Below are 25204 nucleotides of genomic sequence, written 5' to 3' on the forward strand. Positions count from 1 at the left end.
TTGCCCGCGATCGGCTTTATAGCCCTGTGCTTGCTGCTGTAGAGCACAACGGTGCCATGCTTGACCTCATAGCTGACAGTAGCAGGTGAGCAGCCAATCTCGCGTGCAATAGTGCGTTAGGAATAGCCGTCCTTGAGTCCGATTTGATCTTGATAAGATAAGTGCTTTCCTTTGATGTGTATGGTAGAATTTAAGCAGTCCATTTGTGAGCTCCAATAGATGTTTTTTGGTTATTAACATTCTATCAAACAGGTCCAAATGGGCTTTTATTTTTGCCAAGTGTTCAATTTGATTTTACAATCAACGAAGAAAATTATTTTCTATAATAAGCCATAATTTGATAGACAAAAATCCTTAAAAAGATTAAAATTAACCTAAAATTAATTTTTGGAGGTGCTTTCATGAAGGCTGTTACTCAAGAAGAATTATTACGTTTGCCTAGTCTAGGCAATGTTCAAGTTAAAGATGGTAGGGTAGTTTTTGTTAAAGGCTTAGCTAAAGAAGATCGAACTGGTTATGATTTTACTTTGCAAAGCTACCAAGATGGCAAATTAAAACCATTGACAAGTTTTGGCAAGGAAAGCAATTTTGCTTTTGCAGAAGATGGGAAATCGCTTTACTTTACGGGGAATCGTTCTGGTAAAGAAAAAACTAGCTATCTTTATCAACTCCCATTAGATGGTGGAGAAGCAGTTCCGGTTGCAGAATTTGATCGTGAAGGATTTCAAATTGCGGAAGTTCTAGATGATTCGCGTTTGCTTTTGACCGTAAAGCACGATCTGTATGCTGAAGAAAAAGAAGCCGATCCTGATAGCAAAGATTATGAGGTTTTTGATGAATTGCCTTTCTACTTTAATGGACGTGGCATTATCAATAAATTAAGAACTGAATTATATTTGTTTGATCTAAAGACTGGTCAAAAGACTTTATTGACAACTGACAAATACTTTAACTTAGTTGATTGCTTCTGGCTTGAGGGCGAGTTGTATGTTACGGGGACTAGTTATAAGAGCGAAGATGCGCATTTTGACAATGGCCTTTATCGCGTAGACTTAGCGAATGCAAGTTTGGTTGAATTATTTGCTCCAGGTCAAGGTGATATTAGCGATTTATTTGTCTTGAATCATCAAATCTATGGTTTAGTTTCAATGCACGAACGCTATGGCTTGAATGAATATCCGCAATTTTATAAGTTAACTGAGCATGGTTTTGAAAAAGTTTTGCCATATGATGGAGCAACCGGAAACCGATGTGCGGTTGATTTGGCAACAGTTGGTGGCAACTTGGGTGATACTTACCAGGATAAGTATTATTTCGTACAAACTGTTGTTGATCATTGTGAGATCAAAGCTTTTGATGGTAAAAAAGTTGAAGATACCTTTGCATTTTCGGGAACTATCCAATCATTTAAGGTTTGCAAATCAGGAATTTATTTTGTTGGGGCAGCAGCCGATGAAATTCAAGAATTGTATTTAGTCCATGATGGTGAATTGACTAAGTTGTCGCACAACATGGACCTGCTTAAAGATTACTATGTTGCCCAAACTCAGGAAGTTAAGTATCTCGATGTAAACGGCAAGGAACAACTTGGTTGGGTGCTGTTACCAAAAGACTATCAGAAAGGACAAAAATATCCCGCAATTTTAGACGTTCATGGAGGACCGCTTGCTACTTATCCACGAGTTTTCTTCCATGAAATGCAATTATGGGCAAGCCGTGGGTACTTCGTCTTCTTCTGCAATATTCATGGCTCAGCTGGTCAAGATAATGAATATGGTGATGTTCGTGGCAAGTATGGCACGATCGATTACGACGATTTGATGAACTTTACGGATAAAGTTTTGGCGACATATCCAGATATCGACCAAGCGCGTCTTGGAATTACTGGTGGTTCCTATGGTGGCTTTATGACAAACTGGGTAATCGGTCATACCAATCGTTTCAAGGCGGCAGCATCCCAAAGATCAATTGCCAATTGGCTTAGTTTTGAACATGTATCGGATATTTCACCTTACTTTGTAAATGATCAGGTTGCTGGATCAAGCGATACTGATTTGGAAAAATTATGGGAACAATCTCCGCTGAAATATATCGCTAATGTTGAAACACCTACTTTGTTTATTAACTCTGATGAAGATTACCGGTGCCCAATTTCTGAGGGTACGCAAATGTTCCACGCTTTGTTGTCCCATGGCGTTGAAGCTAGAATGTGTGTCTTCCATGGTGAAAACCATGAATTATCAAGAAGCGGGCAACCAAAACATCGGATTCGTCGGTTGAATGAAATTACCGATTGGTTTGATAAGCATTTGAAGTAAAGGAAAGTGTCTGGAAAATAACTCAGAAATTAACAAATCCTATTAAATCTTGGTATTAATAAGCCTTGATTTAATAGGATTTTTCTTTTGTGTGAAGGTCTAAAATTAACTAAAAATAAACTTTTTTCCTAGACACTTTTTTATGGAATATTGTAAGTATAATCCCGTAAAAAGTATTATTATATATAGAGAAAAATTTTTAGTGGGAGAGTAATATAAAGAAAAAGAGATTTTGGTTATTTGTAGCCTTATTATTAGTTGGATTTATGGGGATGCATTCGCAAAAGGTTGAAGCAGCTCCTTGGGGAGCTAAAAAATTATATACAACGCCTGTAGCTGCGAGAGGTACCTGGTATTACAAGGAAAGTGGGAAGATTAATCGTTTTAAACTTACCAAACATACAGTATGGGGAAAAAAGCTGTACTACATGTTGCCCAAGAAAGAATACAATAAATTGGAAAGTAAACTTGAAAGCTTACCAGAAAAGAAATATATGTCTACTATATACCATTTAGATGATACGATTGGTCAAGTATATGAGTTTAAATGGCATGGAATGAAGTCTTTTAATGTAAATGGTTGGTTAGCCGGAGCAGGAAATGGAGCATATTATGTTCCAGTTACTAAATTGCGACATGGTAAAAAGGTTCAAGCTTTAAGAATTGGTCATGGAGCATATAATTGGTTAACTTTTTATGCATACAATCACCAGAACTAGCAAAGTAAAAAAGCCTCCTACGAGGCTTTTTGCTTACTTACCACTATTAATTTCCTTATCCAAATATTCTTGCAAAACTACGGCCTGATTATGTTCAGTATTTTTGGCACCGTACAATAGAACAACATCATTTTTTGCAAGTTCTTCTCTAACTAAAGAAATAAAATCGGGTAATTCAGAATTGTGTGTTAATTCATCAAGATATTTTTCCTTGAATTCTGGATATTTTTCGTCTTCATGATTGAACCACTTGCGTAGTTCAGTACTTGGAGCAATCGATTTTTTCCATAAATCGAGCTTGGCCTTCACTTTACTAATGCCCCTTGGCCAAACGCGATCAACTAAAATGCGGTAACCGGAAATATTCTCACTGCCATAGATTCTGGCGCTTTTTATTGTATGCAAAATTATCACCTGACTTTTTCTTTAGTATAGCATGCTTTATGATTATTACTATAAATAGAAAATATTTTCAGATGGAAACTTATCATGTAATGAATGAAGGATAAATAAATGAGTAAAAAGTATGCATTTCTTTTTTGTAGCGATCCATTAAATTCAAATAAAGTTGATCCAATGTATCAAAATGAGTATGTGGTCGCAAGATTACACCATGAATGTTTGTTGGTGAGTTTCGAAGACCTTCAAAATAAGAAATTGCTTTTGAAAGGGGCCTTGTCTGACAAAAGTGTACAAATTATATATCGAGGCTGGATGTTGAAGCCTGAGATATATGATTTTTTGTACCAAGCTCTTAAAGAAGAAAACATGCGGTTAATCAACACGCCTGATCAGTATAAAAAATATCATTTGTTACCTGGTTGGTATCACGATTTTGAAAAAGAAACCCCAAAATCTTGTTGGATTGAAGGTACAGATATCGATGAAATTACTAAAATTGCGCAAAAATTAGCTGGACCCTATATCGTAAAAGACTACGTTAAAAGTCTAAAGCATTATTGGAAAGATGCAGCCTTTATCAAAGATATTGGTGATCAAAAGGAAGTTAAAAGAGTAGTGACCAATTTTATCAGATTACAAGGTGATCAGCTTTTGGGTGGGATTGTTCTTAGAAAATATGAACCTTTAAAATTTATTGGTTATCATCCAGAAAGTGGGATGCCACTTTCTGAGGAATATCGAGTTTTTGTACTACAAAATCAAATCATAAATATCAATAATTATTGGAAGACAGATACAAAGAAAAGCTTAACTGATGAAGAATGGGATCGGATTACAAAAATTGGTGAAAATATTTGTAGCAATTTTATAACAATTGATTTAGCAAGAAAAAAAGATGGTTCACTGATTATTATGGAAATGGGTGATGGGCAAGTTTCAGGATTACAGGAATTATCAGCAGATCAGTTTTATCAATCTATAGAAGCAACTGAAAAATTGTGAATTACTCACATCATATCAGTTGCTAATAAAAAGACCAGGTCTCTAATGAGCTAGATTGGCTCAAGACTAGAGTACTGGTCTTTTTGCAATATTAATTTAGTAAATTATCTTCAAGATGTTTAATTCGTTTTACTTGATTTAGATATGAATTTTGATTATTCAACCGATAAATATATTTTCGACCTTCTTTTTCTTTAGTAAGGTATCTAGAATCAACCAGTAAATTAACATTTTTCCGTAAAATACTTTCTTTACCATATTTTTCGGCTGAGTTTAAAACCAAATCTTGAATATCGAATGATTTTTGCAGTTTTGCAAAGTTTAAAATAAACTCCTGCGTTGAGTTTAATTCTATAGATTTTTGCGGTTGTGTCGTAGATTTCCAAATCCGGATCTTTGTCGTATTCATGTTGTAGTCTATCGATATTTCAGGATCTTTTAAATTGTTTCGAATGGCTGCTTCAAGAATTCTAGGACCTCCGCTAGCTGCAGTTTCAGAAACACCAATTCTTCTAAAAAGAGTGGCTATCTCAGTATTTCGAATTGAAGAATATTGTCCTCTCAGAAATGCTTCTTTGCTTACTCTCATGACTCCGGGATTAGTAAATTCAAAATAACTAGGACGATCAACAATTTTAACACCAACTGAACCATCATAATATGCATGCATTAAGGAATTTACTAAAGCTTCTTTAGCTGCAGATGTAATATCAGAGTAGTAACTTGTCCTGCTTAGATTTTTATCTTGAATAAATTTATCCGGTACACTAGCAATTAACTTATCTAAAACAATGTTATAAAAACTATAGATGTTTAAAGATGGAAAGTTCATATCACCAGCGGAAACTCGATCAATCCAATTAATACTGGTATCGCTATTATATTTTTGATAATCGAGTTGAAATCTTGGGAAACGATCTGTTATTGATATATATTTTCCAAAAAATAATAGACCGCCATCGGTTAATTGATATTCAGGGTTATTATTTGATCTATTTTTCCTAAAAACACCAAGAGAATATAAAAATTCTTTGGTATCGAGATTTTCTTGCAGTGGTACGATGCCTTTTTCAGAAATTTGATCACGATATTTGTTGATACTCGAGAGATCTAAATCATCGAGTGTGTAGCTACTTGGAAGCAGATAAGTATCTATTTCGGTTTGACTTTCTACCGCAAAAAACTTTAATTGATCATTTGTAGCCTTTCTATCTCCATCTCCAGTTCGAACATAGGCAGTTCCAAAAGCAGTAATTGGACGAGAGTTATATGGCTCTGAATTTATAATGATTTGAATAATATCTTTCCCTTTATATTGGTCAATCTTAACGTCATTATTTTGAATGATCGGTCTATTAAGGCAAGTAGGGTTATTATTGTCATTAAACAATTGAGTTAAAATATCATCTGCATTATCGACGCCGGTAATAGAAAATGTTTTTTCTTTTTTGTTTTCGGTTATTCCTAAAACTATTAATCCACCTTCAGTATTTGCAAAAGAACTAACGGTTTCCCAGAAAGTTTTTGGCAATTTCCATGACGTAGATTTGTATTCAAGATTAATTGATTCAGCAGGCTTGCTAAATGTGAAATCAGATGTAATTTTATCAAAATTCAAAAAATTCATTTTATATCACCTCGTATAAAACTATTATAGCTAACTTTCATAACTTTTACAGAAAAAAGTGAAAGTTCGTAAAAGTTCGTGAAAGTTCATAAAAGTTTGTGCGAGATACAAAAAATAAAGTATATTTTAGATTTCAAGAAAATTTCGTAAAAAATAAAATATACTTTATTTTTACTCTTCGTTCATATATAAAAACTCAATCGCAAAAACATACAATTGAGCAATATTAGTTATGAACGTTTTTTGAAAACCAAAGTAAAGCAGCGAGTCCAGTAAGGGTTGTACCAAAAAGAGTGAGGAAGATGTCCGCTTTTTGAGATGTTTGTGGCAACACTTTATCTTGGTTGAACTCCTTATTATCTTCAATAGGTTTAGTTGATGTGTTATCTACACTATTTGTTATTGAAGAATTTCTTCCGATAGTATTTTTATCAGGGCTTGGGTTTATTACTTTAGTAGCAGTTCTAGAAATAGAGTTTTCGTTTTGATCTGAATTTTTATCTAGAACTGTTGGAGTTGTTGAAGTCTCAGATGTAATAGTTATTGGAGTAGTAACAGTATCTGGAGTAGTTCTTTCTCAAGAATTTGATTGAGAATCTGGAATTATTGGACTTGGATCAGTATCAGGAACTTTAGGTTCTGCTTTAGGCACTTCAGTATATCTGATTTCTACTTGTGAATTGCTACTATCAGGAGTTACTGTAATTTCAGGCACTACTACAATATTAGGCTTATATCCAGCAATAATTGGAGCTTCGTATTTTGAAAAAAATATTATTTCCACTTTGAACGGTCCAAGAACCATAATCAATATAGCAAATGCCATCATCGATATCTTCGTTTGATGGATCTGTAGTTTCTCTTAAATCAATAACTGGAATATTTGCTGACGTATCGGTATTCGTTGAATTATTAGTAGTAGATTCAGCAGATGGATTAGCAACTGTAATCTAAACAAGTCATCAAATGCCAAATTTGGATCAACTGATGACAGGTTGATTTTTATCTTATTGGCTATAATCAAGCTAGCAATACTTAATTAGAATCGAGGTAAAAATATGCGGTATACAGAAAAGCAAAGACAGCAGATTTATCAATTTAGAGAAGCGTGGAAAAAAGGCGATGATGCCAGGGATGCAGGCTTACCAGTAGAGATACCAGAAGTAAAAAGAGTTAATGATATTTCTTATGGCCCCTATGGCGACTACAACTTATTGGACTTGAATTTACCAAAGGAGCATAAAGGTAAGATTCCGGTTATTATTAATATCCATGGAGGAGGATTTTTCTATGGAACTAAAGAAACTTATCAGTTCTATTGCTTGTTCCTAGCAAAACAGGGTTTTGCGGTGGTGAACTTCAATTATCGTTTAGCGCCAGACTATCAATTCCCTGCTAACATTGAAGATTTAGATAAGGTTTTAACCTGGTTAGAAGAACATGCAGATGAGTATCAATTAGATGTAAATAATGTATTTCTCGTTGGCGATTCTGCTGGTGGTCAAATGGTAACACAATATAGCACCATCTACACCAATGATAATTATCGGAGACTGTTTGGACTACGAAAACCTACTTTAACCATTCGTGCTGCTGCAACAAATTGTGGTGGCTTTACAACTGATCACTATAAGCAGGATGATGGTGGAGATCTTCTTAATGTTGCAGGATTATTCTTTGCTACTCATCAAGATAAAGCAAAGGTGGATTTAACTAAGGTAGAAGATTATATCACCAAAAATCTTTTGCCATTGTATGTTATGACAGCAAATCATGATATGATTCGTGAACAATGTCTTGCTCTTGATAAGTTTTTAACTGAAAAAGGGATTGATCATGAATTTCACGACTATGGTTCGGAAGATGAACCGCGTGAGCATGTTTTCCATATTAATCAAAAAGATGAGCTAGCAAAGCAATGTAACTTAGATGAGCTAAGATTTTTTAAACAATTTATGAATTAAGCAAAATAGCCACAGAAATTGTGACTTTTGTTATTATTTTTATTGATGATCATATGATGTTTTGGTTAAAATTGGTAAAGCAGAAAAGTGAATAGTGGTGGCCTCTTGAATCGAAAGGGTGATGCCTATGGAAGTTTTTTCTAAGTAAGCAGATTCTGAATAGAAGGGAGGTTAATGATGCTTTCCTTTATTGGGGAAGTTGTCGAAATTGTCAAGGCGATGATTGTACTGTCAAGTGGCTAACAATCTTAATGATTTGTGTAGCTCAATTGATAATTGCAATTGCTTATGTTGTCTTGGCCTTCCATTTTTTGTAATGGAAGGAAATAAAAACAACCACTACAAACTTCGATCTACGTAGTAGTTGTTAAAAAACTAACAAAGGTCACCGCGAAAGCGGATCTCTGATTATGTTAATAAAAATGACGTGAAAATCAAGGGCAATCATGCAAAAATAATAAATTGATCTACTTAATAACCATATATTTAGCTCAGAGATATGTGTATAAGAATTCGAGAATACTGAATATTTTTTGGGATTTGTTATTAATGAAAACAAGCAGAGTGAGGAGGAAATCTGCTTGCTTTTTTGATAGATTAGGATAATTTTTCGATATAATCAGACCATTTTTGGCGATAGTCTGTTGCTTGTTGCTTCGTCATGCGTTGTTCATAGGATTTGGATGAGATGGGTGCTACTAATTTAGGTTCAGCATTCATCGTCGATCCTAATGCACTTAGCTCAGAAACATCTGAAATATCAACTTTGCTTTGAGAGATATTGCTTAAATATTGCATCAAATATTTATTATGGATCATACTACCATCAGTATGGATTTCAGATTTTACATCAGGAAATAGCTCCTTAAATTCAGTAATAATGTCACAAATTTGATAAACCAATGAATTTAAAGTTGCACGGACCAATTCTTTCTTACCAGTAGTAGCTGTCATCCCTACAAAGGCAGCTTTCATATCTGGCAACCAATATGGAGCCCCCAAACCAGAGAAGGCAGGAATAAGAAGTGTGTGATCTTCTGGATCAGCAGTTTTTTAGTCAAAAAAGGAAAAATTATCTTTCAAAAAAATCCTTGTATTGAATTACAGTAACTTGATGCTTATTGGTATATTTCAAAAATGAAGGATTGGCTTCTTTTACAAAAAAGTAGAGATAAGCTCGCTTGATTTTAGGTATTAGTAATGCTCTTTCTTGCAATAAATCAATCATTCTGGTATTTAAATTTGCTTGGCTACGCCATTTGCATTCACCAATTATTGCTTCGGTATTATCATAGTTCGGAGCAACTATATCAACTTCTTCTTGCCTTTTTTTGATTGGATTAGGACCCCACCAGTTCGTAACTGCTCTTGGCTCAATAGGTAAATCGGGTGCTTGCCAGATCCATTCTTTAGATATTTTTTCAAAGCTGGATCCAAGAAAATCCGGTAGTTGCTCTAAAATTCTTTTTTCAAGCCCGATAGTTCTACCTGAATTAATAGCACTTTGCTCAGTAGCAATAAAATTGAACCAAAATCTAAAAAGACCATCATTTATTTGATAAATCTTTTGTTTATTACTCGTAGAATAAAGTGGCATTTTACTTTGAACGATTCCAATTTCGATTAATTCATTAAGATATCGAACTAGGCTACTGTTGTTTTTAAGATGTGATGCTGTAAAAATATCATTAAATTTACTTTTACCGTTAGCGATTGCAGTCAAAATTGCAAAATATATTTCTGGCTTATTGAATTCTTGTTCTAGCAAGGCACTTGGTTCATTAAATAAAGGAGAATCAGGATATAAGAACAGTTCTTTGATATTATCTTGTAAATTTAAATGTTGATCAATGCCCGTTAAGTATTGTGGAACACCACCTGTAATACCATAATAAGCAAGCAAATCTTCATTGCTCACGCTTGGAAGAAGTTTTTTGGTATCAAAAATAGTAAATGGCTTAATTTTAAATTGGGCTGTTCTTCTACCATATAATGGGCTTTTTATGCCTAAAACTTGTTTTTCCATAAATGACATTGAAGAACCACATAGAATAAGCATGATATTACTACTTGGTTTAAAAATGTGATCAATTACGTATTGTAATTCAGAACTAATAGCAGGTTCGGACTGTGCAAAATAAGGATATTCATCAAGAACTAGAATTAGTTTCTGGCTTAATTGATCTGCGATTGTTTGGATATAAGTGAATGCATCCCGATAGTTTGCAAAATTTTCAGGACTGGGTGTTAAATTTGAATTTTCCTTTATGAAATTAGAGATATCATTCGAAAAAAGTTTCAAGTTTTGTTCAGCAATAGTTTGAATTCCTTGCGAATAAATAGCAGGCTTATCTTTAATAAATTCGCGAATCAGAGAAGTTTTACCAACGCGTCGTCTCCCATAGATGATTGCCATTTGGAAAGCAGGAGATTGATATAAATGATTTAGACGAGAAAGTTCATTTTCCCTGGCTACAAATAGATAATGACTCGACATTTTGGGTCTCCTTACTAACATAAATGTTACTATAAAAAATTTTACTATCAAAAATAATAGTAACTGTATATGATACAAAAAAATCACTAAAAAGGTTTTCATTCGCTGGGTAATGGGTAATAATAGTAGGTAGGAATAAGCTTGGAGGTAAATAATGAATCCAATATATTTAACAATTATAGTGGTCTTGGTTGCATTAACTTTCTTTATTCAATTTTATAGTCAGTATAAAAGAAAGAAAATGTTAGATAAGTTAACTCCACTTGCAATAAGTAATAAAACAAAAGAGTTTGATCGTCTTATTGATCAAAAAGAAGCTATTAGATCAATACCAGAATATAATAGAACAATTTTAAAATTGAACTCTTACCTATACCGAAATGATCAAGAAAAAATAGAAAACCTTTTTTTGGAAGCAAATAATGCTCATTTTACTGAAAGGCAAAAGTTAGACTTTTATGTACGAGAATTAATGTACTATATTGATCATTCGAATAAAATAAAAGCTAAAGAAATTTATGCAAAGCTTGAAAAGAATAGAAATTTTTCAAAAATTAGAGGAGAAGTTGAGCTCCCATATAAAATTTTAGTTTTAGATGAAACGGATAAACTTGATCAATTAATCGAAAAATCTAAGCATGTTGATGATCCGAAAAATCGTGCAGCTTATTATATGCTAATATCTCATATCTATGAAACATTAAAGGACAAAAAACAAGCTAAAGATTATCAGGAAAAAGCAAAAAGTCTGCTAGAAAGAAGATAATAAAAAAGATGTAATTAGCTCTTCCTCGGAAAATGCGAGGAAATAGCATTAATTACATCTTTTTTGTATTCATTATAATTTAGATAATTAATCAATAATATTAAATCCATAAGCTTCTAGCTCTGTTAGAGCAGGGAAAGCTTCAGAATTTGGATCTTTTATTAATTTAGTAAAGGTCAAAGAATCAGTAATAACAGGATTAATTGAGAACTTTTGTCGTTTATCAGTTTTTTCAAGAGTTAATTTTTGTTCGCTACCATCAGAAAACTTTAGAGTTGCTTCTTTCCAATATGTGTCATGAGGGTAGTCAGCTCTTAAAACAATACCCACTCCATCAATTTTGACATTCCTTCCAAAATCAATAGTTAATTCAGCATCATCTCGACCATCAATACCCCATGACTGAAATGGAAAGTTGCCATGACCATGATTTTCTAGATACCCGTCTATCGCATTCTTAGCCCAGAATACAGTTAAATTGCGAGTTTCTGCATTTGCCCATGCATGAGGAAAGCCATTGGAATAATGATGTTGATCGTGAGAGTTAACAGCTAAATTTTGACGCATAGATATCTCTTCGGGGTTAGCAAAACGAGCTTTAGCATATGAAAAACGATTTGAAAATACTCCTTTACTATAAGGCCATTCTCGTTGAAGATCAAAGAATACTTTGTAATTCCAAATTTTTTCTTTTAAATACAATAGTGCTGGAGAAAGAGCAGGATCTAATTGAACGACTACATAACATGGTGCATGATCTACTTCTATTTGAAAATAGTCGCCCATAGCAAAAGCGCGTTTAAATCCCAGATAAGTATCATAAGTATCAGAATTTGTTTTAACTATTTCGTGTTTTTCGTTAAATAGAGAAAGAGTAATTTTGTTCATGTTTGTATTACCTCATTATTAGTTTTTCAAAGCTAATGATTGCTGATCAATTGTTGCAAATGCTTGGTGATGGAAAGGTACACCATCTAATGAAAATACCTTTTTTCCCGTAAATACTTCTTGGTGAAAGATTGCAATACAATATTCGTGTTCCGAATTTGTAATTTTCCATCCTTCAGCGATATTATCGTTTACAGGAGTATTTAGGTTTTGAAGAATAGGTATTTTTTTAACTGTTAAATTGCTATTTGCTATGGTCGTTGTAAAAGATATGTTATCACTAAAAGGTTTGCTCAAGGTGAGCATTTTACCTGTTTGTAATTCATTATATTTTGAGGAATATGGGAAATCTTCAACTTTTGCTGAACCAGAATACGATAGGTTCCAAGTATTATCCAATACTGTTAGAGTATTATTTTCATAGCTTGCTTGGGGATGGATATGCCATATTTGGTTAAATTCATGGTTTCCTTGTATCGATACTTCATCCGATATTATCCATAGTCCTTCTTCAAGCATTACAATTTTTCTTGTCCAAATCTCTAAAGGATATTTACCTAATACAGAACCCTCGATATAATGGATATTTTTCTTAGAGTTATAATAAGTTGGCAATACTTTGTAATAGGAATCATAATCCCAACTGCTATTAGGTTTGGCAAGCTCGAGATTATCAATTTGAACTATGTTATGAGCTTTTGCCGATTTAAGAAGGACTCTCATTGGATGATCTTCACGATAAGTATACCGACCAGAGTCTACAAAAAGAGGAGAACCTTTTCCATAAATTGATAGGTGAAGGTTATCAGCATGAGCATGACCACTACCCATTGATCCGTTATTAAAAAACATATAATTAGCATCTTTTTTCCAACTACTACGGAAAGAATAGTTGCCACTTGCACTTCCAAGAAAGTTTAATTTTTGAGGAAGCGTCTTTTTTATTTCTTTGAGCTTAATTATGTTTGATCCAGTGTATAGAATATTTTCATAAGAAAATTCCCCAAAATAATTGAGTTCTTGATTATGAAGAATATAAGCACTGTTTGCAAGAATATCTTTTGCAGAGACCTGATCACTGTCACCAAAATTTGGTAACAGTCTTTCCGGTGTTACGATTAGTTGCAATGCAAAAGACATTTTCTTAATTGTATTTAGAACTTCTTTATTTAAGACATTGTTTTCAAACAATACTAGATGTTGTAAAGCTAATAACAATTCAACATGATACATAGGAGATTGTTCCCAATTCATACCATCGTCTAAAACTTGCAAATTAAGTTGAGATTTTAATTCATTTTTTGCCCAAATATATATTTCATCATGATCAACATTATTGTATATGTAAGGAAGGACTACGAGAATACCACAAACTTGAATACTTCCCCAATTGCTTAACTTGTATTTTGGAAGATAGTTACTTTTAAGATATAGAATTTGTTTTTCCATACTTTTTGCAATTGTTTCAAGTTCAAAATCTGATAAAGCATTGAACCAGCTTAAATAAATGATGCAATTTAACCAGTTAATCAGTCGAATACCAGTATCTAATGTTCGAGTTGAATTTTGGCTTTTAATTGAGGGATGTTGGTCAATCCATGTAAAAATATATTCCTTAATTTTTTCGAAGTATTTATCTTCTTTTGTTATAATTCCTGCTAAGCAAAGATAATCAAGCCAATCCATGCGGTTAAACATAAAGTTCCATTCCGGATCATCGTTATTTATTTTCTCGAAATCAATTGTATTTAAATGATATATCTTATTACAACGTTCCATGTCCCAACGACGATCAAATTTAAAGTCATTATTTAATAATAAATTAGCTTCATAAATGTATTTGGATTTTTCTTTGGTAGGGATAAGCTCTGAATAAGAATCAGGTTCTAAATGTGTAAGACGATTCTTTATTGAAGCTTTTAAATTATCTAAATCAAACATCTTTTAATAAACTTTCTAAATAAAAATGCACTGAGCAATTGCTCAGTGCAAATGTATATTATGCAGTAGTCAAGATCTTGCATGTACTTAGTAAAATACCAAGTACAACAGTTAAGATAACCAATTTGTAGGTTGTCCAGTGACGTTTCTTAATCAAGTAGTACATTAATAATGTGTATAAGACTGGCAAAAGAGCAGGAGCAATTTTATCTAACATTTGTTGAATATCGATAACTGATTTACCTGAAGCTCCTTTTGCAGTTACTGTATAACTGATGCCTACTTTCATTTTTACGAAAGTTGCGGCAAGTCCTGCAATAACTGTAATACCAATCATAGCTGCTGTATCTGAAATAACAGCCATTTGACTGCTCAATTTGTCGATCATGCTAGTACCAAGTTTACGACCATAGGCACCAACACCAAATTTGATTGCTAATAATGTAATGTTTTCAGCCAAGAGGAAGAAAATAGGAGCTAATGTTACACCACTCATTGCTAATGAAGCAAAAATTGATGAAAATAGTGGTGCAATACAGAATTGTGATAATGAGTCACCAATTCCGGCTAAAGGACCCATAAGAGCCATTTTAATACCACGAGCTTCTTCGTAATCAGCACCACCATCAGCCATTGCCATATGTATAGAAGTAATGAAAGGAAGGAAGTTAGGGTTGGTGTTGTAAAATTCTGTGTTTTCTTCCAAGGATTTTGCAAGTTTAGCCTTGTCATTGCCATATAATTTCTTGAAAGCAGGATACATAACTAATGAGTAGCCTAAACCTTGATAGTTACTATAGTTAAAACCGTTTTGTAAGAAATATGCTCTAAGTGTGGTAATAAGATAATCTTTTTTAGTAAAAACTTTAGATCCAGTCATCTCTTGATTCCTCCGTACTTGTGTCTGCTGAGTTAGTAGTTGCGTTGCTGTCCTTATTGCCACTGAAGAAGAATACTAAAAGGGCAACAATAGTACCAAAAATTGCGATACCGATTACAGGTGTAGTGAAGTATGCTGCAAGAGCATAACCTAATAATGCAAATGGAATAAATTCCTTTTTAAGCATAACACTCATAATCATAGCGAAACCGATAGCTGGAAGCATACCACCAGCAACTGACAATCCAGTTAATAACCATTGTGGAATCATCTTTACCAAGGCTTGCAAAGTACTCATGCTGTAAGCACCAAGGAATCCTAGCAAGAAACCAACAATAGCAAATAAACAAACTGTTGCATTTGAAATTAATCTATATTTCTTGAAGTTTTGTTGTTGCAATGCTTTCTTAGCAGATTCAGGGAATCCAGCACATAGAGTGTAAACAAAAGTTTGTAAGAATTGAATTGCTACAGCAAATGGAATTGACAAAGCTAAAGCAGATGCAGCAGTAACTTTTCCTGATGAAGTAATAGCCAACAGTGTACCAATGATCCCGGGACCAATTGGGTTAGGTGGAACAGTACCACCAGCACCTACACCGAATCCCATAAAGGCAAGTTCAGCTACGGCACCACAAGCTAATGCAGTAGGGATATCACCTAAGATAACACCTACACCAAAACTTAAAACTAATGCTCTGTTAGTATAAATACCCCAAAGCATACCAGCATAACAGAATGCGGTCCACAATCCGATAAGGATTGCTTGAATTAAAGATATATGCATTTTTACGTCCTCCTATAGATAATCTTTAATATCTACTTCAACAGTTCCATCATTTCCTGATGGGGTAGTTTTAGTGTTGAATTCAACGTTATATTTTTCAGATAAGGTCTTTAAAGCATTTTTATCTTCTTCACCTAAGAAGATTGATCTTGTTACCTTTTCCTTACCTGGTGCGTTATGAATGTTACCAATATTCATTTCATGGATTGGAACACCACCAGCAACAAGCTTTAATGCATCTTCTGGATTTTTAACAATAATAAAAATTTTTTGTGCTGGATTAGCTTTATGAATGATATCAATCACTTTTTGTACTGTGTAAAATCTCATTGCAATGCTATTAGGAATCAAAGCCTTCATTAAAGTTTGTGAAACTGGATCTCCAGCTGCTTCATCATTTGCCACTATACAAGTGTTTATGTCTAAAGTTTTGATCCACATTTGACCTTGTCCGTGAACAAGTCTTTCATCGATTCTGGTCATCACAATATTTGGTTCAGCCATATTAGTTACCTCCTACCAATACATATTCCATTCATTCTTTTGCTTGAACCTGGTTAAAGCTTCTAAATAGAAGTAGTCTCCCCACAAATTTCCTTCATCAACCCCGTGTCCTGAATGCCAGGAATATACACCATGATTTAAAAGGGCAGTAATTCCATTGGTTTTTTCTTCAGTATAAGATTCAACTAGGTTATGAAGCATAATACTTTGAGCTTTTTCATAGATTGGATATACTTCACTTTTTGGATCTAGAAAACGTTGCATTTGATTCATACCACAAATTGCTATAGCGGTAGCAGAAGAATCTTTGGATTGATAATCGCCATCATTAAAGATTAAATCCCAATAGGAAACAAAGTCTTTAGGCAATCTATTAAGGAAATAGTTGGTAACTGCTTCAAAAGTATCTATGTCTGAGTCATCATGAAGACGACTGTAGTTGAGTGCGATACCATAAATCAGCCAAGCTTGCCCTCTTGCCCAGCTTGAATCATCCGAGTAACCTTGTCTGGTTTTTCCGCCTAAAGGTTTCCCACTAACTGGATCAAAGAAGAAGGTATGATAAGCAGAACCATCTTCACGAATTGCGTATTTTAAAGTGGTTGCATAATGGTTTTTAACAACTGATAGATACTCTTCTTTTCCTGTTTCTTGATATGCCCAATAGAGTAGAGGGATATTAAGCATTGCGTCAACAATTAATCTATAATTGTCGCTTGCTCCAACATTACCCCATGCTTGAATAAATTTTCCTTTAGGATTGTACCGCTCCATTAGCTTATCTGCTGCCATCAACGCAGCCTTTTTTCCCAATTCGTTTCCGGTTAATTTATAAGCAGCGACACATGATGGAATATAGAGAAATCCTAGATCATGGTGATTAACATCTACTTGATCTTTGATTCTTTCATAGAAACTCTCTACATTTTTTTCGGCTAGTTTCTTGAATACTTCTTCATGTGTGTTTTCGTAACATAGCCATAATATTCCTGTCCAGAATCCTGGGGTCCATTCAACGTTTTTAGACGTCATATATGTATCATTTATCGTAGACGAGTCTGGGAAAGTTTCACCAAGTTTAATGATGTTGTGTTTTACTTTATTGACCACATCATTGATTGCTTGATCAAGTTCGGCTTTAGAGATCCCAGAAGCTAATTGAAATCTTTTAGGATCAGTTAGCACCTCTTTCTTGATTGTACTCATTGTTTCCTCCCAATAAATTACAAATTACAATTTCGATTCAACTTTCACGAATAGTATAAACACATTTATTCAAAAATGTAAACGCTTTTTCTTTATAAGAAACGCTTCACAAGACTATAAAAGTAATCGCTTTCTTGATACATAGGGATTTATCGATTGAAAAAAATTTTCGATTGCTCAAATATTTTTAAAAAGATCAGTAAAATATTGAGAATATTATTTCCAAATAAGAGACAAAATTGAATTTTTTGTGTAGGATAAATATAGAAATTGAGCTTAGAAAAATATACATGAATTCGAATGAAAAGAGGTTGAGATTTTATGGAAATGCAACAATCAAAACCATATGGCACTGTTTTGATCAAGCAAAAAGAAATTTTGGATTTTATGCTACATTATGATGGAACTCCAACACTTGCTGACATAAGTAAGGGATTAGGGAGACCCAAACCAACGCTTTTAAAGATCTTGAATACTTTGGAATTAATCGGTTTTGTAAGAAAGAATGAAGATACAAAACAGTACATTTTAGGAGTGTCTTTGATTCCTTATGCACAAAAAGCTATTTCAAGCTTTGATATCGTTGAAGTAGCAAATCCTTATTTGAGAAAATTACGAGATCTTACTCAAGAAACAGTTAATTTAGGAGTGATTAGGGATAATAAGGTGGTTTTAATTCAAAAGTTAGAAAGTCCCCAAAGTATAAAGATGCAGTCTGAAATTGGTGGCACCATGAGACTATATTCATCGGCTATGGGAAAAGCATCGCTTGCAACATACAGTCAAAGTAAATTAATAAATTATCTTAACAACATTTCCTTTAAAGCTGTTACTGATCACACTATTACTAATTCGCAAATCTTAACTGATGAGCTTAGGATTATTCAACGAAATGGATATGCTACTGATGATGAAGAAAATGAAAGGGATGTTTTTTGCATTGGGGCGGCCTTATATAAAAATGGACATCTATATGGTGCATTCAGTATTAGCACGCCAAAATATCGCTTATCTGATGAGCGGAAGAAAGAATTTGTTAATTTACTAAAGCAAACACAACAATCGATTCTCGAAGCACTATAGGAAGAAAAAAATAATTGAAATAAAACGCTTGCATTTTTTGAATGTAAGCGTTAAATTTATGTTGTAGAAAATGATAAACGATATTTACAAATAAGAAACGAGGGCGAAGATGAATTTAGATTTAGTCTATAAATATGCTCATAGTCCAGAAGATATTAAACACTACGATAGTGAAAAGATGAGAGAAGAGTTTTTGATGGAAAAGATTTTTGAACCTGGAAAAATTCTTCTAACCTATACATACAATGATCGAATGATTTTTGGTGGCGTGACTCCAAATGACAAACCACTAGAAATTACCCTTTCAAAAGAATTAGGTGTTAATTACTTCCTAGAAAGACGTGAATTGGGTGTAATCAATATTGGTGGAGAAGGCACTATTGAAATTGATGGTCAAAAAGAAGATATGGTAAAGCAAGATGGCTACTATATTGGTCAAGGCGCTAAGCACGTGATTTTCTCTTCTAAAGATAGTTCTAAACCAGCTAAATTTTATGTCGTAGCTACACCTGCTCATAAACATTATCCAAATAAGAAGTTGCCATTCAAGGATGCAATTTCTATGAAGCTAGGTGACCAAGAACATATGAATGCTAGAACTATTTATAAATATATCGATGCTTCTCAAATGGATACCTGTCAACTTCAAATGGGATACACAGTTCTAGAAAAAGGAAATGGTTGGAATACTATGCCTGCTCATACGCATGCTCGCAGAATGGAAACATATATGTATTTTGATTTTGAAAATGAAGATACAAGACTTTTCCATATTATGGGTAGGCCTGAGGAAACTAAGCATATTGTTGTTAAGAATGAACAAGCAATTGCCAACCCAAGTTGGTCAATTCACTGTGGTATCGGTACGACAAGTTATTCATTTATTTGGGCAATGTGCGGTGAAAACCAAACATATGATGATATGGATGCAATTCCAATGGAAGATTTAAAGTAATAAAAGAAAGAGGATATAACAATGGCAGAAATTCACCAAACAGAAGAAGAAATCAGACGTCACGAAGAAGAATTAGATAAGTTTAAGATGAGTCAATTTGATTTGACAGGAAAAGTAGCAGTTATTACGGGAGGTAATACTGGATTAGGACAAGGATATGCAGTAGCTATGGCAGAAGCTGGTGCTGATATCTTTATTCCAACTTTCGGTACCCTTGAATGGGATAACACTCGTAAGCTAATTGAAAAGCGTGGACGTAAAGTTGAATTTATGGATGTTAACTTAACTGAGCCAGGTATTACAGATAAAGTGGTTGAAGAAGCAGTTAAGAAGATGGGGCATATTGATATTCTTGTGAACAATGCTGGTATGATCAGAAGAAATCCATTACTCGAATCTAAAGATGAGGATTGGGATCGAGTAATTGCTATTAACTTATCAGCTGTATATCACATGTCTTTGTCTGCTGCTAAGGTATTTGCAAAACAAAAGTATGGAAAGATCATTAACATTGGATCAATGTTATCATTCCAAGGTGGTAAGTTCATCCCATCATATACTGCTTCGAAACATGGTGTTGCTGGCCTTACTAAAGCTTTTGCATCAGAATTGGGAGCTTACAACATTACTGTAAATGCGATTGCACCTGGTTATATTAAGACTGAAAACACTGCACCTATTAGAGCTGACAAAGCACGTAATCAAGAAATTCTTGATCGTATTCCTGCAGGACACTGGGCTGATCCATATGAATTAATGGGTATCGCAGTATTCTTAGCAAGTGATGCATCTAGCTATATTAATGGAGCAATTATTCCAGTTGATGGCGGTTACTTAGTTCGTTAGAAAGAAAAGAAAATGGCAGAATTAATTACTATTGGAGAACCACTTGTCCTCTTCGCATCAAATGAAGAGGGGGTGAGTCTTGAACAAGCTACTAGTTTTACAAAATACCTTGCAGGTGCAGAAGTCAATGTTGCGGTTGGGGTAACGAGACTAAATCATAAAGTTGATTATGTAAGTGCGGTAGGTAATGATCCTTTTGGAAAATTTATAAAACAAGCAATTGAAGATAGAAATATAGATACTGCTCATTTATATATTGATAATAATTATCCTACAGGTTGTATGTTTAAGTCTAAAACAAGTACTGGTGATCCTACTACTTTTTATCTTAGACGTGGTTCTGCAGCAGCACACATGTCAGAAGATATTTTAGATTCAATTGAACTTAAAGGCTTGAAATGGGCTCATATTACTGGAATTCTTCCAGGAATATTGGAAAATTCAAAAGTAATTAATAAATTAGTAGATAAGCTAAAAAAGGCCAATGTTTCAATTTCTTTTGATCCTAATCTTCGTCCGGCAATCTGGTCAAATGAAGAAAGTATGATCAGCAAAATAACTGACTTAGCGAAAGAAGCAAGGTTGGTTATGCCTGGTATTAAAGAAGGAAAAATTTTAACTGGTGAGAAGGAACCTGGAGAGATTGCTGAAAAGTTTTTTGATCAAAGTTCAATCACTGAAATAGTAGTAATTAAGTTAGGACCAAGTGGAGCCATGGTTTTTAATCGTGGACAAGATAAAGGAATAATGGTTTCAGGTTTTAAAGTAAATAATGTTGTTGATACTGTTGGAGCAGGCGATGGATTTGCAGTTGGCTTACTAAGTGGGATTCTTGAAGGAAAACCAATAGAAGAAGCAGTAAAACGTGGGAATGCCATCGGAGCAATGGCTGTGATGTCACCAGGCGATAATGACGGCTATCCAGATCCAATAATGCTAGAACATTTTTATGAAGAAGCAAAGGAGCAATAATGCAAAAAGCAGATTTATTAAATAAACTAGTGAAATCTGGTGTGGTAGCTGTTATTCGTGGTGATAATAAAGAACAAGCCATAAAAACAGTTGATGCAGTAATTGAAGGTGGAATTACTGCAATTGAATTAACCTTTACTGTGCCAGGTGCAGACGAAGTGATTTCAACACTCACAGAAAAGTATAAAGATAATGATAAAGTGATTATTGGAGCAGGGACCGTTCTAGAACCAACTTCAGCACGTCTAGCAATAATTAATGGAGCAAAGTTTATAGTTAGTCCAAGTTTTAATAAAGAGGTTGCAAAATTATGTAACTTATATTGCATACCATATACGCCAGGATGTTTAACTCCTGAAGAAATACAAACAGCTTTAACTTATGGAGCAGATTTAATTAAAGTATTTCCAGGTAATGTAGCAGGTATGGGAGCAATAAAAGCTTTCAAAGGACCATTCCCATATATAAATATTATGCCAACAGGTGGCGTTAATTTAGAAAATATGGAAAAGTGGTTTGAAGCTGGTGCCTCAGTTGTAGGTGCTGGAAGTAACTTGACAAAAGATGCAAAAGATAATAATTATGCTGCTGTTACAGAAATGGCTAGAAAATATCGTGCAAAATATGAATCAATTATGTTGTAAGGAGAAGAGCAAAGTATGTCAACCGAATTAGTACTTATAAGCCATGGTCATCTTGCTGATGAGATGAAAAATAGTTGTGAGATGATTATGGGTCCACAAGAGCATATTCATACAGTCGCACTTCTTCCAGAAGATAGTCAAGAATCATTCTACGATAAATTTAAAAAAGTTACTGAGGATTTCAGTGATGACCAAATTTTAGTTTTTGCTGACCTAATGGGTGGAACACCAGCAAATACTATTTACAAGGCTATTGCGAATGGTGCAAATATTCATCTGATGACTGGAATGAATCTTGCGATGGTTATTGAGTGGGTTAATAGCCAGATGTTATCTCAAGAATCAGATTATCTTGATGCGGCCAAAAATGGTCTCGTAGATGTTAACGAATTAGTGAATTCCCTCAAAAATTAACAAGTTTAAAAATCTCCCCTCTAGATCTTAAAAGCAGTGCTTTAATCAATAAGTGCTGCTTTTTTTATATTTAAAACTGCTATTAGGATATTTTATCTTGAAAAAACAAATTGTATAAAATTGCAATAAGGTTACTACATAAAGCTAATATTTTAAACATTTAAAAAAGCGCTTACAATATAAAGCGAAGAAAGGAGGATAAATGGTTGATTTAAGTGTACGTCAGATTGATATAGTGAGAAGTCTACTCACAATGCCAAGAACTAAAACTATTAAAGAGTTAGCCTCTGAATTCAAAGTTTCTTCAAGAACTATAAGTGGTGACTTGATAAAAATTAATCAATGGGTCAATGAAAAAGAGGGCATTAATTATTTTTCACAAACTGGTAAGGGTATTTGGATTGAATGTGAATCGGAATCTACAAGAAAGACTGCTCTTGATTCCTTGCAAAACGAGAATTTAATCCAAGTAAAAACAAAAGAGAATGGCTTTATCGAACAATCTATAAGAATAAGACTAATAATTGAAAAAATAATTTTCAGCAATAATCCTGTAACTGGTGATGATTTATCTCAAATGCTTCGAGTATCTTATTGGACAGCATTCTCTGATATAAAAATAGTGAAATCTGAACTAAAATCCTTTAATTTATTTCTGAATGGAAAAAAAGGAGAGGGATACACGATTGAGGGAGATGAAATAGATATACGGACTTTAATGGAAAGTCTCTTACAAAAGCATTTAGAGCCTGTGGAATATAGCAAATCAAATTATGTAGATTTTTTACTTGAAAGCTTAATTTCGATAAAAAAGAATCCAATAATAAATAAAAAAATAAGTAATATCCTTTCAAATGTAGCTCTAATTTTGATTGATGAATTTTCTAATAATTACAAAGTTGATATCGATATGATTGTTTCGATGTTATCAAGATTAACAATTATTGTTTGGAGGTCGGGTAATAAAAAATATATATCTGACAGATATAAAAATACGGAAATTAGCGATTCTATTGCCAAAATATATTGTAAGGTTATTTGCCAATATAATATTTGTGACAATTTAAACGACAAACTATATTTCTCATATGGAAATGATAACATAGTGCAAACAGAAGATTTATCTAAATTTGTTAGTGAATTGATACTTTATGTATCAGAAAAACTAAACATTAACTTTGTGAGGGATTTAAAGTTAAGAGATTCTTTAATTCAACATATTGGTTCTGAAACCAAAGACAATTATAGATATATGAAGAGTTATTCACCTTTTAACTCAGAAGTGAAGAATAAATATCCTGATTTGTTTGAAGCAGTAAAGGAAGCTATCAATAAGTTATACTCTACAAATCCATATGTGGTAAACGATACCTTTATAACTTTGATATGTCTCCATTTTTTGTTAAGTATCAGTAATCTTCAAACAAATAGTGAAATATATGTGATGTATGTTTGTTCTTCTGGAGTTGGTGCAACAAGTTTGCTGGAGCATAATATCAAAAAAAAGTTTGCAAACTTAAAAACGGCAGGATTTGCTTCTGTATCTTCTTATAAACCAAGATTGAAGTCTCTGAAACCTGATATCATATTAACAATTTTTCCTTTGGAGGAAATAAATAGTATTCCTATAATACAAATAAATCCAATACCTAATGAAATTGATTATAAGAATATAGAAAATGTCATTAATAAAATAGAGTTGGAAAAAGAAATTGCCAATAGAAAGGACAATTATAAGAATATTTTTTATCCTTCAATAAGAATTGATACACCGCAGATGATTTCAAATTGCTTAAATATTTATATCAAGCTAAAGAAATATTTTGGGAATAGGATTAGCGAAAAATACGAAGATGCTTTTATGATACATGTTCAATTGGCAACATATAGAATACTGGCAGGTCAACAATATGTTGACCAAGAAATTTCAAAAGAAGCTGAAGAACTGAATAACATGAGAGATACGAAAGAAATAAGAAAAGTATTTGATGAGATTGGATGTGAAATAAATACAAGTGAAATAAAAGCAATTTTAAACTATACAAGATTTAAATAAGGAAGGTGGTTTTATTGTTAAGTAAAAACGCAAAAGATCTATTAGAAAAAATCCACGATTCGAGTCTTTACTTGAAAGTCATAAGTTTTGTTCAAGGATTGATTGATAAAAATCAATTGGAACCTACGGAAATTCAGGAAAAAGTATTAGTTAATCATTTGATTGAAATGGTTGGAAGAGCAAAAAATGGAACTGCTCTTGAAGAAGTTGATCCAGTGATTTTTAGTAATGTAAGTAATTCTTCTCTGGAATTAGCTGACAAGGTGGTGAAATATATAGAAAAAAATATTGGAAAATTATCAGAATCAGAGAAATATGTTTTATCTATTCATTTTGAAAATATGATTATTAATTAGAGGAGAGTATTGATTATGAAAATTGTAGTAGCTGATCGTATGGGAAAAGGTCAAAATGTGGCTAAAGGAATCGAAAAAGCAGGTGCTGAAGCAATTCTAGTGCCGGGAATTGGTGCTGATATGAAACTTGGAGATGTTATGAATAAAGAAAAAGCAGATTTTGGTATTTCATTTTGTGGTAGTGGTGGTGCAGGTGCACTGATGGCAAGTAATAAGTATGGTTATTCGGAGAGGCACGGCATGAGGTCTATTACTGAAGGAGTTACTGCCATTCAAGATGGAATTAAAGTTTTGGGATTTGGTTTCATGGATAAAGAAGAGCTTGGTGAGAAAATTGTAGAGGCAATAAAGCAAAAATATTCAGAGAAGGCTTAATC

General features: G+C 33.4%; 25 protein-coding genes and 2 pseudogenes. 14 read left to right on the top strand and 13 right to left on the bottom strand.

Annotated features, from left to right (window positions below; genetic code table 11):
* Nucleotides 1–203 (bottom strand): annotated as a pseudogene (locus BN52_RS10305) (helix-turn-helix domain-containing protein); the annotation flags it as partial.
* Nucleotides 204–401: 198 nt separating this feature from the next.
* Between BN52_RS10305 and BN52_RS01390 the strand changes: the two are divergent.
* Both BN52_RS01390 and BN52_RS01395 read left to right on the top strand, forming a co-directional pair.
* Nucleotides 402–2318, top strand: a complete 1917-nt coding sequence (locus tag BN52_RS01390) for a S9 family peptidase (protein WP_008472286.1) — start codon at nucleotides 402–404, stop codon at nucleotides 2316–2318.
* A 272-nt stretch (nucleotides 2319–2590) separates the two neighbouring features.
* Nucleotides 2591–3037, top strand: coding sequence for a hypothetical protein (locus BN52_RS01395; protein WP_236698457.1), 447 nt, complete (start codon nucleotides 2591–2593; stop codon nucleotides 3035–3037).
* 33 nt (nucleotides 3038–3070) lie between these two features.
* Here the strand turns inward: BN52_RS01395 and BN52_RS01400 are convergent, their stop codons facing one another.
* Nucleotides 3071–3442, bottom strand: coding sequence for a DUF488 domain-containing protein (locus BN52_RS01400; RefSeq protein WP_008472288.1), 372 nt, complete (start codon nucleotides 3440–3442; stop codon nucleotides 3071–3073).
* Nucleotides 3443–3550: 108 nt separating this feature from the next.
* Here BN52_RS01400 and BN52_RS01405 point away from each other — a divergent pair, with 108 nt between their 5' ends.
* Nucleotides 3551–4441, top strand: a complete 891-nt coding sequence (locus BN52_RS01405; RefSeq protein WP_008472289.1) for an ATP-grasp domain-containing protein — start codon at nucleotides 3551–3553, stop codon at nucleotides 4439–4441.
* A 91-nt stretch (nucleotides 4442–4532) separates the two neighbouring features.
* On the opposite strand, the gene BN52_RS01410 is transcribed toward BN52_RS01405, so the two are convergent.
* The 3 genes from BN52_RS01410 to BN52_RS01415 all read right to left on the bottom strand — a co-directional run bounded on the left by BN52_RS01410 (nucleotide 4533) and on the right by BN52_RS01415 (nucleotide 6894).
* Entirely contained in the window at nucleotides 4533–6068 is a 1536-nt protein-coding gene (locus BN52_RS01410; RefSeq protein ID WP_008472290.1) for an RNA-binding domain-containing protein, read from the bottom strand.
* 226 nt (nucleotides 6069–6294) lie between these two features.
* Complete coding sequence (locus BN52_RS10610) at nucleotides 6295–6402, bottom strand: LPXTG cell wall anchor domain-containing protein (protein ID WP_157685034.1); 108 nt, start codon at nucleotides 6400–6402, stop codon at nucleotides 6295–6297.
* A gap of 243 nt (nucleotides 6403–6645) precedes the next feature.
* Nucleotides 6646–6894, bottom strand: coding sequence for a mucin-binding protein (locus BN52_RS01415; RefSeq protein WP_040473292.1), 249 nt, complete (start codon nucleotides 6892–6894; stop codon nucleotides 6646–6648).
* Between the two features lie 232 nt (nucleotides 6895–7126).
* On the opposite strand from BN52_RS01415, the gene BN52_RS01420 reads away from it, so the two are divergent.
* The gene (locus BN52_RS01420) at nucleotides 7127–8032 is read left to right on the top strand and encodes an alpha/beta hydrolase (protein ID WP_008472293.1); all 906 of its coding nucleotides are present in this window, start codon (nucleotides 7127–7129) and stop codon (nucleotides 8030–8032) included.
* 597 nt (nucleotides 8033–8629) lie between these two features.
* Here the strand turns inward: BN52_RS01420 and BN52_RS01425 are convergent.
* A pseudogene (locus BN52_RS01425) lies at nucleotides 8630–9058 on the bottom strand (FGGY-family carbohydrate kinase); the annotation flags it as partial.
* 46 nt (nucleotides 9059–9104) lie between these two features.
* Nucleotides 9105–10631, bottom strand: a complete 1527-nt coding sequence (locus tag BN52_RS01430; RefSeq protein ID WP_236698459.1) for an ATP-binding protein — start codon at nucleotides 10629–10631, stop codon at nucleotides 9105–9107.
* A gap of 52 nt (nucleotides 10632–10683) precedes the next feature.
* Between BN52_RS01430 and BN52_RS01435 the strand changes: the two genes are divergently transcribed.
* Nucleotides 10684–11295 (top strand): hypothetical protein, encoded by a 612-nt coding sequence (locus tag BN52_RS01435; RefSeq protein ID WP_008472297.1) that lies wholly within the window; start codon nucleotides 10684–10686, stop codon nucleotides 11293–11295.
* 87 nt (nucleotides 11296–11382) lie between these two features.
* On the opposite strand, the gene BN52_RS01440 is transcribed toward BN52_RS01435, so the two are convergent.
* The 6 genes from BN52_RS01440 to BN52_RS01465 are packed head-to-tail and all read right to left on the bottom strand — an operon-like array spanning nucleotide 11383 to nucleotide 17501.
* Entirely contained in the window at nucleotides 11383–12183 is an 801-nt protein-coding gene (locus BN52_RS01440; RefSeq protein WP_008472298.1) for a hypothetical protein, read from the bottom strand.
* 18 nt (nucleotides 12184–12201) lie between these two features.
* On the bottom strand, nucleotides 12202–14124 hold the full coding sequence (locus BN52_RS01445; protein WP_008472299.1) for an alginate lyase family protein: 1923 nt from the start codon (nucleotides 14122–14124) through the stop codon (nucleotides 12202–12204).
* Between the two features lie 58 nt (nucleotides 14125–14182).
* The gene (locus BN52_RS01450; RefSeq protein ID WP_040473293.1) at nucleotides 14183–15004 is read right to left on the bottom strand and encodes a PTS system mannose/fructose/sorbose family transporter subunit IID; all 822 of its coding nucleotides are present in this window, start codon (nucleotides 15002–15004) and stop codon (nucleotides 14183–14185) included.
* Nucleotides 14991–15791, bottom strand: a complete 801-nt coding sequence (locus BN52_RS01455) for a PTS mannose/fructose/sorbose/N-acetylgalactosamine transporter subunit IIC (RefSeq protein WP_008472302.1) — start codon at nucleotides 15789–15791, stop codon at nucleotides 14991–14993. The genes BN52_RS01450 and BN52_RS01455 overlap by 14 nt, the downstream gene beginning before the upstream one ends.
* 12 nt (nucleotides 15792–15803) lie before the next feature.
* Nucleotides 15804–16295, bottom strand: coding sequence for a PTS sugar transporter subunit IIB (locus BN52_RS01460; RefSeq protein WP_008472304.1), 492 nt, complete (start codon nucleotides 16293–16295; stop codon nucleotides 15804–15806).
* A 12-nt stretch (nucleotides 16296–16307) separates the two neighbouring features.
* Entirely contained in the window at nucleotides 16308–17501 is a 1194-nt protein-coding gene (locus tag BN52_RS01465) for a glycoside hydrolase family 88 protein (protein ID WP_008472306.1), read from the bottom strand.
* A 321-nt stretch (nucleotides 17502–17822) separates the two neighbouring features.
* Here BN52_RS01465 and BN52_RS01470 point away from each other — a divergent pair, with 321 nt between their 5' ends.
* The 9 genes from BN52_RS01470 (at nucleotide 17823) to BN52_RS01510 (ending at nucleotide 25202) form a co-directional block, all read left to right on the top strand.
* Nucleotides 17823–18584 carry an IclR family transcriptional regulator gene (locus BN52_RS01470; RefSeq protein ID WP_008472307.1) on the top strand — a complete coding sequence of 254 codons (762 nt, stop codon included), beginning with the start codon at nucleotides 17823–17825 and terminating at the stop codon, nucleotides 18582–18584.
* 109 nt (nucleotides 18585–18693) lie between these two features.
* On the top strand, nucleotides 18694–19539 hold the full coding sequence (gene kduI, locus BN52_RS01475; protein WP_008472308.1) for a 5-dehydro-4-deoxy-D-glucuronate isomerase: 846 nt from the start codon (nucleotides 18694–18696) through the stop codon (nucleotides 19537–19539).
* Between the two features lie 21 nt (nucleotides 19540–19560).
* On the top strand, nucleotides 19561–20385 hold the full coding sequence (gene kduD / locus BN52_RS01480; protein ID WP_008472309.1) for a 2-dehydro-3-deoxy-D-gluconate 5-dehydrogenase KduD: 825 nt from the start codon (nucleotides 19561–19563) through the stop codon (nucleotides 20383–20385).
* 12 nt (nucleotides 20386–20397) lie between these two features.
* Nucleotides 20398–21357: a sugar kinase gene (locus tag BN52_RS01485; protein WP_008472310.1), complete on the top strand. Its 960-nt coding sequence runs from the start codon at nucleotides 20398–20400 to the stop codon at nucleotides 21355–21357.
* A complete protein-coding gene (locus tag BN52_RS01490) occupies nucleotides 21357–22001 on the top strand; it encodes a bifunctional 4-hydroxy-2-oxoglutarate aldolase/2-dehydro-3-deoxy-phosphogluconate aldolase (RefSeq protein ID WP_008472311.1) in 645 nt (214 codons plus the stop codon). Before BN52_RS01485 ends, BN52_RS01490 begins: the two co-directional genes overlap by 1 nt.
* Before the next feature lie 15 nt (nucleotides 22002–22016).
* Nucleotides 22017–22415: a PTS sugar transporter subunit IIA gene (locus tag BN52_RS01495; RefSeq protein ID WP_008472313.1), complete on the top strand. Its 399-nt coding sequence runs from the start codon at nucleotides 22017–22019 to the stop codon at nucleotides 22413–22415.
* Between the two features lie 202 nt (nucleotides 22416–22617).
* Nucleotides 22618–24471, top strand: a complete 1854-nt coding sequence (locus tag BN52_RS01500; protein ID WP_008472314.1) for a BglG family transcription antiterminator — start codon at nucleotides 22618–22620, stop codon at nucleotides 24469–24471.
* 14 nt (nucleotides 24472–24485) lie between these two features.
* On the top strand, nucleotides 24486–24827 hold the full coding sequence (locus BN52_RS01505) for a PRD domain-containing protein (protein ID WP_053216521.1): 342 nt from the start codon (nucleotides 24486–24488) through the stop codon (nucleotides 24825–24827).
* Between the two features lie 15 nt (nucleotides 24828–24842).
* The gene (locus tag BN52_RS01510; RefSeq protein WP_008472316.1) at nucleotides 24843–25202 is read left to right on the top strand and encodes an SFCGS family glycine-rich protein; all 360 of its coding nucleotides are present in this window, start codon (nucleotides 24843–24845) and stop codon (nucleotides 25200–25202) included.
* Nucleotides 25203–25204: the final 2 nt, after the last annotated feature.

It is taken from the genome of Lactobacillus gigeriorum DSM 23908 = CRBIP 24.85 (assembly GCF_000296855.1).
GTDB lineage: Bacteria > Bacillota > Bacilli > Lactobacillales > Lactobacillaceae > Lactobacillus > Lactobacillus gigeriorum.

Bases quoted from the DNA above. Each gene is read 5' to 3' on its own strand.
- BN52_RS01405 (WP_008472289.1), top strand. From the start codon at position 3,551: ATGAGTAAAAAGTATGCATTTCTTTTTTGTAGCGATCCATTAAATTCA.
- BN52_RS01455 (WP_008472302.1), bottom strand. From the start codon at position 15,791: ATGCATATATCTTTAATTCAAGCAATCCTTATCGGATTGTGGACCGCA.
- BN52_RS01430 (WP_236698459.1), bottom strand. From the start codon at position 10,631: ATGAAAACCTTTTTAGTGATTTTTTTGTATCATATACAGTTACTATTA.
- BN52_RS01435 (WP_008472297.1), top strand. From the start codon at position 10,684: ATGAATCCAATATATTTAACAATTATAGTGGTCTTGGTTGCATTAACT.
- BN52_RS01395 (WP_236698457.1), top strand. From the start codon at position 2,591: ATGCATTCGCAAAAGGTTGAAGCAGCTCCTTGGGGAGCTAAAAAATTA.
- BN52_RS01510 (WP_008472316.1), top strand. From the start codon at position 24,843: ATGAAAATTGTAGTAGCTGATCGTATGGGAAAAGGTCAAAATGTGGCT.
- BN52_RS01470 (WP_008472307.1), top strand. From the start codon at position 17,823: ATGGAAATGCAACAATCAAAACCATATGGCACTGTTTTGATCAAGCAA.
- BN52_RS01500 (WP_008472314.1), top strand. From the start codon at position 22,618: ATGGTTGATTTAAGTGTACGTCAGATTGATATAGTGAGAAGTCTACTC.
- BN52_RS01445 (WP_008472299.1), bottom strand. From the start codon at position 14,124: ATGTTTGATTTAGATAATTTAAAAGCTTCAATAAAGAATCGTCTTACA.
- BN52_RS01465 (WP_008472306.1), bottom strand. From the start codon at position 17,501: ATGAGTACAATCAAGAAAGAGGTGCTAACTGATCCTAAAAGATTTCAA.
- BN52_RS01440 (WP_008472298.1), bottom strand. From the start codon at position 12,183: ATGAACAAAATTACTCTTTCTCTATTTAACGAAAAACACGAAATAGTT.
- BN52_RS01460 (WP_008472304.1), bottom strand. From the start codon at position 16,295: ATGGCTGAACCAAATATTGTGATGACCAGAATCGATGAAAGACTTGTT.
- BN52_RS01495 (WP_008472313.1), top strand. From the start codon at position 22,017: ATGTCAACCGAATTAGTACTTATAAGCCATGGTCATCTTGCTGATGAG.
- BN52_RS01485 (WP_008472310.1), top strand. From the start codon at position 20,398: ATGGCAGAATTAATTACTATTGGAGAACCACTTGTCCTCTTCGCATCA.
- BN52_RS01420 (WP_008472293.1), top strand. From the start codon at position 7,127: ATGCGGTATACAGAAAAGCAAAGACAGCAGATTTATCAATTTAGAGAA.
- kduD (WP_008472309.1), top strand. From the start codon at position 19,561: ATGGCAGAAATTCACCAAACAGAAGAAGAAATCAGACGTCACGAAGAA.
- BN52_RS01390 (WP_008472286.1), top strand. From the start codon at position 402: ATGAAGGCTGTTACTCAAGAAGAATTATTACGTTTGCCTAGTCTAGGC.
- kduI (WP_008472308.1), top strand. From the start codon at position 18,694: ATGAATTTAGATTTAGTCTATAAATATGCTCATAGTCCAGAAGATATT.
- BN52_RS01450 (WP_040473293.1), bottom strand. From the start codon at position 15,004: ATGACTGGATCTAAAGTTTTTACTAAAAAAGATTATCTTATTACCACA.
- BN52_RS01410 (WP_008472290.1), bottom strand. From the start codon at position 6,068: ATGAATTTTTTGAATTTTGATAAAATTACATCTGATTTCACATTTAGC.
- BN52_RS01490 (WP_008472311.1), top strand. From the start codon at position 21,357: ATGCAAAAAGCAGATTTATTAAATAAACTAGTGAAATCTGGTGTGGTA.
- BN52_RS01415 (WP_040473292.1), bottom strand. From the start codon at position 6,894: ATGGCATTTGCTATATTGATTATGGTTCTTGGACCGTTCAAAGTGGAA.